14 protein-coding genes are annotated in these 15,864 nt (G+C 31.0%); all 14 read left to right on the top strand.

Annotated features, from left to right (window positions below):
* Positions 1-269: 269 nt before the first annotated feature.
* The 14 genes from G594_RS0112560 (at position 270) to G594_RS0112625 (ending at position 15,851) form a co-directional block, all read left to right on the top strand.
* Positions 270-1,337, top strand: coding sequence for a mannose-1-phosphate guanylyltransferase (locus tag G594_RS0112560; protein ID WP_027098907.1), 1,068 nt, complete (start codon positions 270-272; stop codon positions 1,335-1,337).
* 150 nt (positions 1,338-1,487) lie between these two features.
* A complete protein-coding gene (locus G594_RS0112565; RefSeq protein ID WP_027098908.1) occupies positions 1,488-1,847 on the top strand; it encodes an ArsR/SmtB family transcription factor in 360 nt (119 codons plus the stop codon).
* 16 nt (positions 1,848-1,863) lie between these two features.
* Positions 1,864-4,041, top strand: coding sequence for a heavy metal translocating P-type ATPase (locus tag G594_RS0112570; RefSeq protein ID WP_027098909.1), 2,178 nt, complete (start codon positions 1,864-1,866; stop codon positions 4,039-4,041).
* 347 nt (positions 4,042-4,388) lie between these two features.
* Positions 4,389-4,949 carry a manganese efflux pump MntP gene (locus G594_RS0112575; protein ID WP_027098910.1) on the top strand — a complete coding sequence of 187 codons (561 nt, stop codon included), beginning with the start codon at positions 4,389-4,391 and terminating at the stop codon, positions 4,947-4,949.
* 188 nt (positions 4,950-5,137) lie between these two features.
* The gene (locus tag G594_RS0112580) at positions 5,138-5,770 is read left to right on the top strand and encodes a redox-sensing transcriptional repressor Rex (RefSeq protein ID WP_027098911.1); all 633 of its coding nucleotides are present in this window, start codon (positions 5,138-5,140) and stop codon (positions 5,768-5,770) included.
* Between the two features lie 289 nt (positions 5,771-6,059).
* Positions 6,060-6,845 (top strand): short-chain-enoyl-CoA hydratase, encoded by a 786-nt coding sequence (locus G594_RS0112585; protein WP_027098912.1) that lies wholly within the window; start codon positions 6,060-6,062, stop codon positions 6,843-6,845.
* Between the two features lie 34 nt (positions 6,846-6,879).
* The gene (locus G594_RS0112590) at positions 6,880-8,019 is read left to right on the top strand and encodes an acyl-CoA dehydrogenase (RefSeq protein ID WP_027098913.1); all 1,140 of its coding nucleotides are present in this window, start codon (positions 6,880-6,882) and stop codon (positions 8,017-8,019) included.
* Positions 8,020-8,033: 14 nt separating this feature from the next.
* Positions 8,034-8,813, top strand: a complete 780-nt coding sequence (locus G594_RS0112595; protein WP_027098914.1) for an electron transfer flavoprotein subunit beta/FixA family protein — start codon at positions 8,034-8,036, stop codon at positions 8,811-8,813.
* Between the two features lie 22 nt (positions 8,814-8,835).
* Complete coding sequence (locus G594_RS0112600) at positions 8,836-9,843, top strand: electron transfer flavoprotein subunit alpha/FixB family protein (RefSeq protein ID WP_027098915.1); 1,008 nt, start codon at positions 8,836-8,838, stop codon at positions 9,841-9,843.
* 33 nt (positions 9,844-9,876) lie between these two features.
* The gene (locus tag G594_RS0112605) at positions 9,877-10,725 is read left to right on the top strand and encodes a 3-hydroxybutyryl-CoA dehydrogenase (protein ID WP_027098916.1); all 849 of its coding nucleotides are present in this window, start codon (positions 9,877-9,879) and stop codon (positions 10,723-10,725) included.
* A 172-nt stretch (positions 10,726-10,897) separates the two neighbouring features.
* Complete coding sequence (locus G594_RS0112610) at positions 10,898-13,618, top strand: sigma 54-interacting transcriptional regulator (protein ID WP_034866660.1); 2,721 nt, start codon at positions 10,898-10,900, stop codon at positions 13,616-13,618.
* Between the two features lie 224 nt (positions 13,619-13,842).
* Positions 13,843-14,256: a PTS sugar transporter subunit IIA gene (locus G594_RS18930; RefSeq protein WP_051196010.1), complete on the top strand. Its 414-nt coding sequence runs from the start codon at positions 13,843-13,845 to the stop codon at positions 14,254-14,256.
* 25 nt (positions 14,257-14,281) lie between these two features.
* Complete coding sequence (locus G594_RS0112620; RefSeq protein WP_027098918.1) at positions 14,282-15,067, top strand: PTS mannose/fructose/sorbose/N-acetylgalactosamine transporter subunit IIC; 786 nt, start codon at positions 14,282-14,284, stop codon at positions 15,065-15,067.
* The gene (locus G594_RS0112625; RefSeq protein WP_027098919.1) at positions 15,060-15,851 is read left to right on the top strand and encodes a PTS system mannose/fructose/sorbose family transporter subunit IID; all 792 of its coding nucleotides are present in this window, start codon (positions 15,060-15,062) and stop codon (positions 15,849-15,851) included. Before G594_RS0112620 ends, G594_RS0112625 begins: the two co-directional genes overlap by 8 nt.
* Positions 15,852-15,864: the final 13 nt, after the last annotated feature.

Consider the following 15,864-nt stretch of genomic DNA (forward strand, 5'->3'; position numbering starts at 1 on the left):
TAATTTACGCATTGCGAAAATTATATTAAAAGTCTGGTAACCTTGATTATTAGGCATATAACACCAGGTTTAAATAACCGCGATTGTTGATGCTATATTTTAAACTACTCCCTCTTAATAAAAGAAATTTATATTTAATTATATTTTTATGATAAATTGTAAATGTAAAAAAGTCAAGAATCTAAATTGAAAATGGAAAAATTATTAAATACACAAAGTGATAAATAGTTCATATACTATAATATAACATTACATGGAGTTGAAAAGTTGTGATATACGGGCTGATTTTAGCTGGAGGCAAGGGAAGTAGGCTATACCCCCTATCAAGAGCCGATCAACCAAAGCAGTTTTTAAAACTAATTAACGATAATAGTTTCTTAGTTAATACTGTTGATAGGATTGTACCTTTAATAAGTAGAGAGAATATTTATGTAGTAACTAATAGAGACTATGAGGATAAAATAAGGAACGAGTTAAGTGATATTAAAGAAGAAAATATTTTTACTGAACCAAGTAATAAAGAAACTGCTACGTGTATAGGTCTTTCAGCTGTTAAGCTTTTAAAGAAAGATGGAGATGCAGTTATGGTTGTTCTTCCGTCAGATCATTATATTGAGAATGAAAAGAATTATGTAGAAACATTGAATCAAGCTGTAGAACTAGCTAATAGAAGAAGAGGAATAGTTACTTTAGGGATAGAGCCAACTAGACCAGAAACGGGGTATGGATATATTGAAATGGGAGAAAGAATTAGTGGGAATATTGCCACTTATAAAGTAGCTAGATTTACAGAAAAACCAAATGTAGAAGTTGCTAAAGACTTTTTAGTTAAGGAAACCTATCTTTGGAATTCTGGAATGTTTGTTTTTAGAGCTGATGTAATATTAAGAGAAATTGAAAAGTATTTGCCTAAGATGCATAAAGCTCTAATGGAAATATATAAGCATGTTGGAGAAGAGGATGAGGAAGAGGTTATAAAGGAACAATATGAATTAATAGATGGTATTTCAATAGATTTTGGAGTAATGCAAAAAACTAGGAAGGCATATGTAATTAGATGTGATTTTCCGTGGGATGATATAGGGAGTTTTTCAGCATTAAGCAGATTTTTGGTGAGTTATAGGAATAATAATGTTTCTAAAAATGTTTATCTTGAAGAGTGCGAGAATTGTTCAATATTTGGAGAAAAAAATTTAATTATTGGGTTAGGGGTAAAAGATTTAGTTGTAGTAGATGCAGGGGATGTTATATTAGTTATGGATAGGGCTCGGGATCAAGAAATAAAACATTTATTAAATAATTTAAGTAAAAATGAAGAGTACCATAGGTTTCTATAAAACATAGTCGTTACAGAATGTAACGACTATGTTTTTTATTATCTTAGTGGCGATGAGGAAAATAAATCAAAAAATGTTGACAAATATACTCTGGATTCATATAATAAAATTAACATATGAACAAATGCTCATACGTTTGGAGGGATGAAAATGGAAAATGATAATTTAGAAAAATGTAGCTGTAATATAATTCATGGTGATGTTGTTGTAGAAGTAAAAGACAAGCTACCTAAAGAGGAAACTTTATATGATTTAGCAGAGTTTTTTAAGGTATTTGGTGATTCTACAAGGATAAAAATAATTTGTGCCTTATTTGAGGCTGAAATGTGTGTGTGTGATTTATCAGCTTTATTAGGAGTTTCACAATCAGCGATTTCACATCAGCTTAGAACTTTAAAAAGTGCAAGGTTAGTAAGGTATAGAAGAGAAGGTAAAATTGTATACTATTCATTAGATGATGAACATATTAAGCATATTTTTGATGAAGGTTTAAGACACATAACTGAATAGCAAATAGGAGGGTATTATGACAAATGAAATAAAATTATATTTAAAAGGATTAGATTGCGCTAACTGTGCAAATAAGATAGAGAATAAGGTAAACAAATTAGAAAGTGTAGAAGAAGCTGTTTTGAACTTTTCACTAAGTTTATTAATAGTAAGCTTAAAGGAAAATAGTGATGTAAATAGAGTCGAAGAAGAAATAAAGACTATAGTAAGTAAGCTTGAACCTGATGTTATAGTATCAAAATATAATAATAATATAAAAGAAAAGAAAAATGTATGTACTAGTGAATGTTGTAGTGGACATGCACATGACATTGAGGACAAACATGAAGAAAGCCATGACCATGATCATAGTGAAGGTATTTCTTTAAGAGATAAAGTATCCTTAGCAATAGGATTTATATTATTTGCTATTGCTATATTTATTGGAGAAGAAAAAAGTTATGTTCCATATATATACGCATTAAGTTATGTATTAGTAGGAGGTAAAGTTGTATTAAGTGCCATTAGAAATATATTTAGAGGGCAAGTATTTGATGAAAATTTCTTAATGACAGTTGCAACTTTAGGAGCTTTTGCTATAGGGAACCATCCAGAAGGTGTAGCAGTAATGATTTTCTACGAAATAGGAGAACTATTCCAAAGCTATGCAGTTAATAGGTCAAGAAAATCAATATCTTCTCTTATGGATATTAGAGCAGATTATGCAAACTTAATTACAGATGGAGAAGAGAAAAAGGTAGATCCTAGTGAAATTAAAATAGATGATATTATAGTAATTAAACCAGGTGAGAGAGTTCCTTTAGATGGTATTGTTATTGAAGGAAATTCCTCTTTAGATACATCAGCTTTAACTGGTGAATCATTACCAAGAAATATTGAATTAAATGATGAAATATTAGCAGGAGTTATTAATTTAACTGGTGTAATAAGAGTAAAAGTAACAAAAGAATTTGGAGAATCAACTGTATCTAGAATTTTAGAATTAGTACAAAATGCAAGTAGCAAGAAAGCTCAAACAGAAAAGTTTATAACAAAGTTTGCTAGATATTATACTCCAGTAGTAGTACTATCAGCAGTTGCATTAGCTATGATACCACCTCTAGTAGTTGAGGGAGCATTATTCTCGGATTGGGTATATAGAGCATTAATATTTTTAGTAGTATCTTGTCCGTGTGCGTTAGTTGTTTCTATTCCTTTAGGGTTATTTGCTGGAATAGGTGGAGCCTCTAAAAATGGAGTTTTAATAAAAGGTGGAAACTATCTTGAAGCTTTAAAAGATGTGGAAACAGTTGTATTTGATAAAACAGGAACTCTTACAAAGGGTGTATTTAAGGTTGTAAAGATTAATACAAATAATATAGAGGAATCTGAGTTATTGAGAATAGCAGCAACAGGAGAAAGTTTTTCTAATCATCCTATTGCACAATCTATATTGAAAGCCTATGGAAATGAAGTAGACAAATCAATAATATCTAATTATGAAGAAATTTCAGGAAATGGTATTAAGGTTAATATAGATAATAAAGAAGTTTTATTAGGAAACTACAAACTTATGAATTCTAATGGAATCAAATATAATAATAGTGAAGAGATTGGAACAGTGGTTCATGTAGTTGTTGAGGGTGAATATAAAGGTAGCATTGTAATAGCTGACGAGGTAAAAGAAGATTCTAAAGAAGCTATAGAAATGTTGAAAAAGATTGGCGTTAAGAAATGTGTAATGTTAACTGGTGATAATAAGAAGGTGGCAGAAAAAATTGCAGAAGAATTAGGATTAGATGAAGTATATGCTGAATTACTACCAACAGATAAAGTTGTTATGGTGGAAAAGCTATTAAAGGAAAAGTCTGAAAAGGGGAAATTAGCTTTTGTAGGTGATGGTATTAATGATGCCCCAGTTCTAGCAAGAGCAGATGTTGGGGTAGCTATGGGAGGCATTGGATCTGATGCTGCTATTGAAGCGGCAGATGTAGTGCTAATGAGAGATAACCCATCATCATTGGTTGATGCTATAGAGATAGGAAGAAAGACAAATAGAATTTTATGGCAAAATATAATTTTTTCACTTGGTGTTAAAATTGCAGTATTAATTCCAGCAGCTATTGGAATAGCAAACATGTGGGAAGGAGTATTTGCAGATGTAGGGGTTACTTTAATAGCTGTATTAAACTCTATGAGAGCCTTGAGGAAATAAATGGATTTAATATATTTGTTGACAAAGTTTGTCGATAAAAGTATAATTATTAACGTTGAAATTAAAAACTTTCAGGCATGAGGGAGTAGCATGCAGAGATGTTTTATCTCTGTAACAAGGTCAACATACTGATGATATAATCATCTGGCTTTGTTTTAAATTGTGAGACTTATGTATAACGGATTAGGGTTGCGTTATACATAAGTCTTTTTTTATTTTTTAAGAAATTATACTTGCAATTAAATTGGAGATAAGTTTAATATTTAAATGCTAATAAAGTTTATTCTTTAGTGTTTATAATGATAAAAAATGTATAAAATAAAGATGTGCTATTTAGGAGGGAAAATATGAGTGTTATATCTATTTTAATGATAGGATTGGGGTTAGCTATGGATGCTCTAGCTGTTTCGATTACTATTGGTATTAATTCTAATAAAAAAAGTAAAATAAAGATGGCTTTTAAAGCTGGTTTATTTTTTGGTGTTTTTCAAGCTATTATGCCCTTTATAGGTTGGGCTGTAGGCAGAAACTTTACTAAGTATATTGAAATGATGGATCATTGGATAGCTTTTATTTTATTAGCTATTATTGGTGGGAAGATGATTTATGAAGCATTAAAGGGAGAAGAGAGTGAAGAAGAGAAAATTTATTCAAATAAAACATTATTAATATTAGCTATTGCTACTAGTATAGATGCATTGGCCGTAGGAATAAGTTTTGCGTTTTTAAATGTAAATATATTATCATCAATATTAATAATAGGAGTAGTAACAGCTATTTTAAGTTTTATTGCAGTGTATATTGGTGAAAAGTTAGGAGAAATGTTTAAGAGTAGAGCAGAAATATTCGGAGGCATTGTTCTAATTTTAATAGGCTTAAAAATATTGATAGAACATCTTTTGAAATAGTTGTTCAAAAATCGACAAAATTCATGCTTGTTATATTGAAAGTGAAAATATTATTTAAGAAAAGTAATGGATTAATAATTAAGTTTTATGGTAATATAATAAATGGTGTATTAGTTGCGTAAAAAGTAAAGTGTAGAATTTACATAACTTTGTTAAAAAATAGATAAAATTTAGAGAGAAGGTGCAGTATGGAAAAGAAAAAAAATATTTCTATGGCTGTAATTAAACGTCTGCCAAAATATCATAGATATTTAAATGAATTAATGAAAAATGATGTAGATAGAATATCATCAAAAGAATTAGGGGAAAAGATAGGATTTACAGCATCTCAAATACGTCAAGATTTAAATTGTTTTGGTGACTTTGGTCAACAAGGATATGGGTATAATGTTAGAGAATTATACAATCAAATAAGTAGTATTCTTGGACTAAGTCAAGAATATAACACTGTAATTGTAGGTGCAGGTAATATAGGGCAAGCAATTGCAAATTATAAGTTTGATAAGCAAGGTGTAAATTTAGTTGGTATATTTGATGCAAATCCTAAGTTAGTTGGACTTAAAATTAGAGATATTGAAATAAGTGAAATAGATACTTTAAAATCTTTTTTAAGTAAGAACAAAATAGATATAGGAATAATTTGTGTTCCTAGAATAAATGCTCAAAAGGTATGCGATGAAATGGTAGAAGGTGGAGTTAAGGGAATTTGGAACTTTGCCCCTGTAGATTTATCGGTACCAGAGAATGTAAGAGTTGAAAATGTTCATTTAAGTGAAAGTTTGATGACGCTTATTTATTTATTACACAGTAATGAGGAATAAAAATAGGAAAAATATCCTTGGGTATAGCTTATAAATTTAACATAAAATCACAATTTGATATTGAAAAAAATTTAACAAGGTATTATAATCTTAATTGAAGTTTGTTAAAAACTTCAATTATTTTTTTATCTAAGTTTGTTATATTATTAACAAAAAAGATAATAAAAAAGTATTTATTTTCAGAAAATTCGACAGACTCATGCCACTATTTAGTGTATAATATTGGATAGTTTGTAAAATTAAAAAAGATTAAGAAAAATAAGAGTGTAAATAAGGAGGATATGAGGGGATGGAATTGAAAAACGTGCTTCTTGAAAAAGAAGAGCATTTAGCTATTGTTACTATTAATAGACCAAAAGCTTTAAATGCATTAAATTCAGAAACATTAAAGGATCTTGACGCAGTTCTTGAGAATTTAGAAAATGATAGCAATATTTATGCTGTTATATTAACTGGGGCAGGAGAAAAGTCTTTCGTTGCAGGTGCTGATATAGCAGAGATGAGAGATTTAAATGAAGAACAAGGTAAAGAATTTGGAATGCTTGGAAATAAGGTGTTCAGAAGATTAGAAAAGTTAGACAAGCCTGTAATTGCAGCAATATCAGGATTCGCTCTTGGTGGTGGTTGTGAATTATCAATGGCATGTGATATAAGAATAGCTTCAGAAAGAGCAAGATTTGCTCAGCCAGAATCAGGTTTAGGAATAACTCCTGGATTTGGTGGTACTCAAAGACTACCAAGAATAGTTGGTTTAGGAAAAGCGAAAGAAATGATTTATACAGGAGCTATGGTTAAGGCAGATGAAGCTTTAAGAATAGGACTTGTAAATAAGGTAGTTCCTCTAGAAAATCTTATGGATGAAGCTAGAGCTATGGCTAATGCAATAATTGTTAATGCGCCAGTAGCTGTTAAGTTATGTAAGGATGCTATTGATAGAGGTATGCAAGTAGATATAGATAGAGCAATTGAAATAGAGGCAGAAGACTTTGGAAAATGCTTCAGCACAGAAGATCAAACAGAAGGAATGACTGCATTCTTAGAAAAGAGAGCAGAAAAGAACTTCCAAAACAAATAAATTGTTTTTTTAAATATAAGGAGGGTCAAATCAAATGGATTTCGAATTAACTAGAGAACAACAATTAGTACAACAAATGGTTAGAGAATTCGCAGTAAATGAAGTAAAACCAATAGCTGCAGAAATTGATGAAACAGAAAGATTCCCTATGGAAAATGTTCAAAAAATGGCTAAGTTAGGAATGATGGGTATTCCATTTTCTAAGGAAGTAGGGGGAGCAGGCGGAGATGTTCTTTCATACATAATCGCTGTAGAGGAATTATCAAAGGTATGTGCAACAACAGGAGTTATACTTTCAGCTCATACATCACTATGTGCTTCAGTTATCAATGAACACGGTACTCCAGTACAAAAAGAAAAGTATTTAGCAGACTTATGCTCTGGTAAGAAGATTGGTGCTTTCGGTTTAACTGAACCAGGTGCTGGTACAGATGCAGCAGGACAACAAACTACTGCAGTTTTAGATGGAGACCATTATGTATTAAATGGTTCAAAGATATTCATAACAAATGGTGGAGTTGCTGAAACTTTCATAATTTTTGCTATGACAGACAAGAGCCAAGGTACAAGAGGAATATCTGCATTTATAGTTGAAAAAGACTTCCCAGGATTCTCAATAGGTAAGTTAGAAAACAAGATGGGTATTAGAGCATCATCTACTACTGAATTAATAATGGAAGATTGTATAGTACCAAAGGAAAACTTAATTGGTAAAGAGGGTAAGGGATTTGGTATAGCAATGAAGACTCTTGATGGAGGAAGAATTGGTATAGCTGCTCAAGCTTTAGGTATAGCTGAAGGTGCTTTTGAAGAAGCAATAGCTTACATGAAAGAAAGAAAACAATTCGGTAAGCCACTTTACACTAAGCAAGGTTTACAATGGTACATGGCAGAAATGGATGTAAAGATAGAAGCTGCTAAGCAATTAGTATATAAGGCTGCTATGAGAAAACAAAATGGACAACCTTATTCAATAGATGCTGCTAGAGCTAAGTTATTTGCAGCAGAAGTAGCTATGGATGTTACTACTAAGGTAGTTCAAATCTTTGGTGGATATGGTTACACTAAGGAATATCCAGTAGAAAGAATGATGAGAGATGCTAAGATAACTGAAATCTATGAAGGAACTTCAGAAGTTCAAAAGATGGTTATTTCAGGTAGCTTATTCAGATAGGAGGAAGTTATAAAATGAATATAGTAGTTTGTGTAAAACAAGTTCCAGATACAACAGTTGTTAAGATAGACCCTAAGACTGGTACATTAATAAGAGATGGTGTTCCATCAATTATTAATCCAGAAGACAAGCATGCATTAGAAGCAGCATTACAATTAAAAGAAGCTCATGGTGGAAAGGTTACAGTTGTTTCAATGGGGCTTCCAATGGCTAAGGCTGCATTAAGAGAAGCTTTATGCATGGGAGCTGATGAAGCTATTCTTTTAACAGATAGAGCACTAGGAGGAGCTGATACATTAGCAACTTCAAAATCTCTAGCTGGAGTAATTAAGAAATTAGATTATGATATAGTATTTGCAGGAAGACAAGCTATAGATGGAGATACAGCACAAGTTGGTCCAGAAATAGCTGAACACTTAAATATTCCTCAAGTAACATATGTTCAAGATGTAAAAGTTGAAGGTGACTCTTTAATAGTTAACAGAGCACTAGAAGATGGACATCAAATAGTAAAAGTTAAGACTCCATGTCTATTAACTGCAATCGAAACATTAAATGAACCAAGATACATGAATGTTAGTAATATTTTTGCAACTAATGATAATGATATCAAGGTTATGAGTGCAGATGATATAGATGTAGATAAGTCAGAATTAGGTCTTAAAGGTTCTCCAACAAAGGTTAAGAAGTCAATGACTAAGGAAGTTAAGGGAGCAGGAGAACTAGTTAAAGAAGGCCCTAAAGAAGCTGCAGCTTATGTTTTAGGAAAATTAAAAGAAAAACACTACATCTAAGATAATAGGAGGGTAATTTATTATGAATATAGCAGATTACAAAGGCGTTTGGGTCTTTGCTGAACAAAGAGAAGGACAATTACAAAAAGTATCTTTAGAATTACTTGGTGAAGGTAGAAGAGTAGCAGATAAATTAGGAGTAAAGTTAACTGCTTTATTACTAGGACACAATGTAGAAGGATTAGCAAAAACTTTAGGTGAACATGGTGCAGATGAAGTTTTAGTTGCTGATAATAAGAATTTAGAGCATTATACAACTGATGCTTATACAAAGGTTATTTGTGATTTAGCAAATGAAAGAAAACCAGGAATATTATTTGTAGGAGCTACTTTCATTGGTAGAGATTTAGGACCAAGAATAGCTGCAAGATTAACAACAGGATTAACTGCAGACTGTACTTCAATAGATGTTGAAGTTGAAAATGGAGATCTTTTAGCTACAAGACCAGCATTTGGTGGTAACTTAATGGCTACTATAGCATGTCCAGATCATAGACCACAAATGGCTACAGTAAGACCAGGGGTATTTGAAAAGGTAAATACTGATGCTTCAAACTGTAAGATTGAAAAAGTAGAAGTTAAATTAGCAGATAGCGATATTAGAACTAAGGTTCTTGAAATAATCAAGGAAAAGAAAGATATAGTTGATATATCTGAAGCAAACATTATAGTATCTGGTGGTAGAGGCGTAGGATGTAAAGAAAACTTTGCTTTACTACAAGAATTAGCAGATGCTTTAGGTGGTGTTGTTGCAGGTTCAAGAGCAGCAGTAGAAAAGGGATGGGTTGAAAATGCTTACCAAGTTGGACAAACTGGTAAGACAGTTAAGCCAACAATCTATATAGCTTGTGGTATTTCAGGAGCTATCCAACACGTAGCTGGTATGCAAGATTCAGAATTAATTATTGCTATCAATAAAGATGAAACTGCTCCAATAATGCAAGTTGCTGATTATGGTATAGTTGGAGATGTTAAGAAGGTAATACCTGAATTAATAGCTCAGGCTAAAGAAATGAAAGCAGCTGAATAATATAAAAATATTGAGTTTTTAGGAGGAATAAAAATGAAAAAGGTTTTCGTACTTGGTGCTGGAACAATGGGTGCTGGAATAGTTCAAGCATTCGCACAAAATGGATTTGAAGTTATAGTAAGAGATATTAAAGATGAATTCGTTGAAAGAGGAATAGCTGGAATTAATAAGAGCTTAAGCAGATTAGTTGCTAAAGAAAAGATGACAGAAGAAGTTAAGGAAGAAATACTTTCTAGAATTTCTGGAACAACTGATATGAGTTTAGCTGCTGATTGTGATTTAGTAGTAGAAGCTGCTATAGAAAATATGAAGATTAAGAAGGAAATATTTGCAGAATTAGATTCAATCTGTAAGCCAGAAACAATCTTAGCTTCAAATACATCTTCTTTATCAATAACAGAAGTTGCTAATGCTACAAAGAGAGAAGATAAAGTTATAGGAATGCACTTCTTTAACCCAGCTCCAGTAATGAAGCTTGTTGAAATTATAAGAGGCGCTAAAACTTCTCAAGAAACTTTCGATGCAGTTAAAGAAATGTCTGAAGCTATAAAAAAGGTACCAGTAGAAGTTGCTGAAGCACCAGGATTTGTAGTTAACAGAATTCTTATTCCAATGATTAATGAAGCAGTTGGAATTTATGCTGATGGAGTAGCATCTGTAGAAGATATAGATACTGCTATGAAATTAGGAGCTAATCACCCAATGGGGCCTTTAGCATTAGGAGATCTTATAGGATTAGATGTATGTCTTGCTATAATGGATGTTCTTTATAATGAAACTGGAGATTCTAAGTACAGAGCTCATACTTTATTAAAGAAGTATGTTAGAGCTGGATGGTTAGGAAGAAAGACAGGAAAAGGATTCTACGATTATTCAAAATAATATATATCCTTAATATATTAAATATAGAAAATAGACAAGTGTTGTTTTTTAACAAATACTTGTCTATTTTTTATTATAATTATATTTATATTTAATAACAGTAGATAGGTGACAAAAATATTATGCAATGATAATGTATACATATAATAGACTATAGGGCAGGTTGAAGAATATGGCAAGTAATAAACAAAAGGTAGAAGAGATATTAAAGAGATTAACTGAAGATAATAATGAGAAAGAAGATTTTTGTGGAATAGATACATTAACTATTGCAGAAGAGTTAGATTTAAGAAGAAATGTTGTAAGTCAGTATCTAAATGAATTGGTTGAAGAGAAAAAGGCTATAAAATCGAATACTAGGCCAGTTTTATTTACATATATAAACTCTAATGAAATAATGAGTTCATCTGGAAATGATGGAGAGGATATTTTTAGAGAATTAGTTGGATATAATGGAAGTTTGAAAACTGCTGTAAAACAATGTAAGTCAGCGGCTTTTTACCCTAGTAAAGATATGTCAGTATTATTAACTGGACCAAGTGGGGTTGGTAAGAGTTTCATAGCTAACTTATTACACAAATATGCAGAACAAAGAGGGAGGATAGAGGAAGGGGCCCCTTTTATTGTATTTAATTGTGCTGATTATGCTGATAATCCAGAATTGCTTTCAGCAAACTTGTTTGGCTATAAAAAAGGAGCTTTTACTGGTGCGGACAAAGAGCATATAGGTTCATTAGAGTTAGCAGATGGTGGATATCTATTTTTAGATGAAGTACATAGATTATCTCCTGAAGGTCAAGAAAAACTTTTTGTTTTTATGGACAAAGGGTTGTTTAAAAGAGTTGGTGAAAGTAAGGCAGAGAGGAAAGCTAATGTAAGATTTATTTTTGCAACTACAGAAAGTCCAGAAGAAACATTACTTGAAACTTTCACAAGAAGAATTCCGCTAGTGGTAAATATACCTAAGTTAAGAGATAGACCTATTGATGAAAGATTAACAATGATATATAAGTTTTTTAGTATTGAGGCGAAGGAAATTGATAAAGATATTAATGTAAGTAAGGATGTAATAAACTATATTTTATCGCAAAAGAAAGCTGGAAACATAGGAAGTTTAAAGAATTTAATTAAGCTTTGTTGTGCGTGGTCTTATAAAGACCAACAAGATGAGGAGATAATCATAATAGGAAAAGAATATCTAAAAGATTTAGAAGGTGTAGAAAAAAATAATGTAAAACAGTTTTTTTATGATGATTTTATGTACATAAGTAGTAAAGGGGAATGTTTAAAAGAAATTCATACAATAAGTAATGATAACTTCATAAGAATAAATGAAATTATATATGAAGTAGAAAAAGTGTTAAATGAATATATACAAAATAAAGTATCAATAGAAGAGTTAAAAAAGAAAATAAATATAGAACTTAATAGAAGTCTTGGATTGATGGTTTATGAGGAGAGTTCTAATGAAGGAAATGATTTAATAGAGAGTTTATATCTAGATACAGTAACCAATACCCTAAAAGCTGTTGAAGGAACGTACGGAATTAAATATTATGGTAATACATCTAAAATAATAACAAAAATTTTATTGTATTTTAAAAATAATAACTTAGATGTACTATCTAATAGTAGCTTTAATAGTATAAATATCATAAAATCTATAGTTGCTAAAAAATTAAGTAAAGCATCTATTGTTGCAGAGAAACTTATAAGAAATCTAGAATCTAATTTAGATTATAAATTAGACCCTAGAATTGAGTTAATTATTTTAATGTATTTTTTTGCTATGATGAGTAATGAAAGTACTCAAATTAATGCTATTATAGTTGCTCATGGATATTCAACAGCTAGTAGTATAGCAAGTGTAGCAAACCAAATGTTTGAACAGTTCATATTTGAAGCATTTGATATGCCAGTGGACATGTCTCCTATAGAAGTTAAGAATCAAATAAAGCAATATATAAGTGGTATTGATACTTCTAAAGGAACTATTATTTTAGTAGATATGGGTTCTTTAGTAAATATAGATAGAGATTTAAGAGATGTAATAGAGGGAGATCTTGGGATAATTAATAATATAACAACTAATATAGCCCTCGATATTGCAGGAAGAATAATTAATGGGCAAGACGTTCGTTCAATGATAGAAGGAATAGAAAAAAATAATGTGCTGTCTTGTAAGTATATAGAGGGAAAGAAAAAGAAGAAAGCTATTTTGACTACTTGTATATCTGGAATTGGTACAGCTGTTAAGCTTAAAAAACTAATAAGAGAGTGTATTGGAACTGCTGATATAGAAGTGAAGGAATATGAATACTCTAAATTAAGCTTAATGGGAAAAGAAGATAAGATTTTTAGCGATTATGATGTTAGATTAATTATTAGCACTACTAAGATAGATATTGATGGGGCAGAATGTCTTCTTTTACAAGATCTTATGAGTGGGGATAGTGATGATATTTTTGTTAATGCTTTAAAAGAAATAACATTGGATAAAAACATTGATATGATTCGTCAGGATTTAGTAAAGATGTTTTCTATGGAAAATCTTGTGTCCAGGATGACTATATTAAATCCAGGAAAAATAATTAATGAGGTAGAGGATATTATAATTAATTATGAAAGAATACTAGGTACAATATTCTGCAGCGAGTTAAAAATGACTTTATATATACATGTTAGTATACTTATAGAAAGATTGATGATAAAACAAGGATTAGAGTTTGAGATAGGGGAAAGAGATTATGAAGAGAAGAATAATAAATTTATAGACATAACTAATAGAATTTTTAGTCCTTTATTAAGAGAATATAATTTAAGCATTACTACTAAAGAAATATCTATAATTCAAACTATTATAGAATCAAGAATAGGAAAAATAGAATTATAAATTTAAAGGTATGACACTTGTAAATAGTGTCATGCCTTTTTTGGTTTTGTGGGTGTGACAGAAAGAAGATGAGTATGACACTAGAGTTTTGAAAAGTTTTTTTAATTGAAGAATGGCTATTTTACTGCTTTTATTGTATGCAAATTAAAATGATAAAAAGTTGGCACGTTAATTGCTAATATAAATAAGTGTGAAAATCAAATAGAGAAGTAGGAGGATAAAGAATGTACAAAATAATTATAGCAACACATGGTACTTTAGCAGAAGCATTTAAATCAACATTAAAGATGTTTACTAATGATATAGACGATGTATATTCTGTAGGTTTAACTGAAACTGGTGTTGAAGAGTTTAAAGAAAAAATAGATAACATAATGAAGAAGGCTTACGAAGATGGGAAAGAAATTCTTGTTTTAGCTGACTTATTTGGAGGAACTCCGTTCAATACAGCAATGTTAGAAATCAAGGGGAAATATAAAAATGTAGAGGTTATAGCAGGAGTTAATTTACCTTTATTAATTGAAGCAACTTTATTAAGAGGTGGAGATTTAAAAAGTTCAATGGAAACTTTAAGAACTTCAGCTCAAGATGCAATTATGATTCCACCATCATCTGCTGTAGATGATGATGATGAATAGAAAAAAATCATAGGAGGATTTTTATATGCAAATACAATTATGGCAAATCATTATTCTAAGCCTATTAGGTGGGATAGCTCAATGGGACGAAACAAATATGAAAATTGGATTTAGAAATCCAGCAATTACAGGACTTATTGTAGGGCTTATTTTAGGAGATGTAAAAACAGGTTTATTAGTTGGAGGAACTCTTCAATTAATGACATTAGGTATAGGTAGTTACGGTGGAGCAACAATTCCAGACTACGCAACAGCAACGATTATAGCAGGAGCACTTGCAATATCAACAGGTCAAGGCGTTGATTTTGCAATAGGTATAGGTGTACCAGCAGCATTATTACTAGTTCAACTTGATGTATTAGCAAGAATGAGTAATGTATTCTTTCAACATAGGGCAGAAAAATATGCTGATGAAAGAAAATATAACAAAGTAGAATTAATGAACGTTTTAGGTTTATCAACTTGGATGATTTCAAGATTTGTACCAGTATTTATTTGTTTATATTTTGGAGAAGGTTTAGTACAAACATTACTTAGTTCATCACCGGCATGGTTAATTGGTGGATTAAAAGCAGCAGGTGGAGTATTACCAGCATTAGGTATAGCTTTATTACTTAAATACTTACCAATTAAAGCTTATGCTCCATACTTAATAGTAGGATTTGTTTTAGCAGCATTCTTCAACTTACCAATGTTAGGAGTAGCTTTATTAGGGTTTGCAGTAGCTTTATATAACTTCAAAAAAGCAACTGATGCAGATGCAAAAGCAGTAAACGTAGGATTCGCAGGAGGTGCAGACGAAGATGAGTAAATTAAGTAATAAAACAATTAACAAAGTTTTCTATAGATGGTTATTCGCGTCACAAACAGCATGGAACTATGAAAAAATGCAAGGTTTAGGATATTGTTATTCAATGTTACCAGCATTAAAAGAGATATATACTAATGAAGATGAGTTAAATGCAGCAGTTAAGAATCACTTACAATTCTTCAACTGTAATATAGTAACAGGACAATTTGTATTAGGAGCAAATTTAGCTATAGAAGAGGCAGAAGGAGCAAAATCAAGAGAAGCAGTTGCGGCAATTAAGACTGGTCTTATGGGGCCTTTAGCTGGTATAGGTGATACATTATTCGGTGTTACTTTAAACACTGTATTTGGTTCAATTGCAGCTTATATGGCATTAGAAGGAAGCTCAATTGGATGTTATATGTGGATTTTAGCTAACATTGCTAAGATTATAATCAGTAGAGGGTTTATAAAAGCTGGATATAAACAAGGTGCCAAATTAGTTGCTTCGGTAGGAAATGTATTAAAAAATATTACGGATTCAGCTTCAATGCTTGGACTAATGGTAATTGGTGCTTTGATACCAACAGTTGTTAAGGCAACAGTACCGTATGTTTATACATCTGGAGAAGCTCAATTAGTTGCTCAAGAAATCTTAGATAAGATTATGCCAGGGTTAGTACCAGTAGCAATTGTTGCATTAACTTACTGGTTATTAGGTAGAAAGAAAATGAATTCTACAAGGGTTATTTTAATTCTTATCGTATTATCAATAGTATTATTTAATTTAGGAATTTTAGCATAATATTTGGAGGTTG

Source organism: Clostridium paraputrificum AGR2156, assembly GCF_000424025.1.
In the GTDB taxonomy this organism is placed as follows: Bacteria; Bacillota; Clostridia; order Clostridiales; family Clostridiaceae; genus Clostridium; species Clostridium paraputrificum.

Excerpts from the sequence above, each read along its gene's own strand:
- G594_RS0112565 (WP_027098908.1), top strand. The coding sequence starts at position 1,488 with ATGGAAAATGATAATTTAGAAAAATGTAGCTGTAATATAATTCATGGT.
- G594_RS0112570 (WP_027098909.1), top strand. The coding sequence starts at position 1,864 with ATGACAAATGAAATAAAATTATATTTAAAAGGATTAGATTGCGCTAAC.
- G594_RS0112575 (WP_027098910.1), top strand. The coding sequence starts at position 4,389 with ATGAGTGTTATATCTATTTTAATGATAGGATTGGGGTTAGCTATGGAT.
- G594_RS0112580 (WP_027098911.1), top strand. The coding sequence starts at position 5,138 with ATGGAAAAGAAAAAAAATATTTCTATGGCTGTAATTAAACGTCTGCCA.
- G594_RS0112585 (WP_027098912.1), top strand. The coding sequence starts at position 6,060 with ATGGAATTGAAAAACGTGCTTCTTGAAAAAGAAGAGCATTTAGCTATT.
- G594_RS0112590 (WP_027098913.1), top strand. The coding sequence starts at position 6,880 with ATGGATTTCGAATTAACTAGAGAACAACAATTAGTACAACAAATGGTT.
- G594_RS0112595 (WP_027098914.1), top strand. The coding sequence starts at position 8,034 with ATGAATATAGTAGTTTGTGTAAAACAAGTTCCAGATACAACAGTTGTT.
- G594_RS0112600 (WP_027098915.1), top strand. The coding sequence starts at position 8,836 with ATGAATATAGCAGATTACAAAGGCGTTTGGGTCTTTGCTGAACAAAGA.
- G594_RS0112605 (WP_027098916.1), top strand. The coding sequence starts at position 9,877 with ATGAAAAAGGTTTTCGTACTTGGTGCTGGAACAATGGGTGCTGGAATA.
- G594_RS0112610 (WP_034866660.1), top strand. The coding sequence starts at position 10,898 with ATGGCAAGTAATAAACAAAAGGTAGAAGAGATATTAAAGAGATTAACT.
- G594_RS18930 (WP_051196010.1), top strand. The coding sequence starts at position 13,843 with ATGTACAAAATAATTATAGCAACACATGGTACTTTAGCAGAAGCATTT.
- G594_RS0112620 (WP_027098918.1), top strand. The coding sequence starts at position 14,282 with ATGCAAATACAATTATGGCAAATCATTATTCTAAGCCTATTAGGTGGG.
- G594_RS0112625 (WP_027098919.1), top strand. The coding sequence starts at position 15,060 with ATGAGTAAATTAAGTAATAAAACAATTAACAAAGTTTTCTATAGATGG.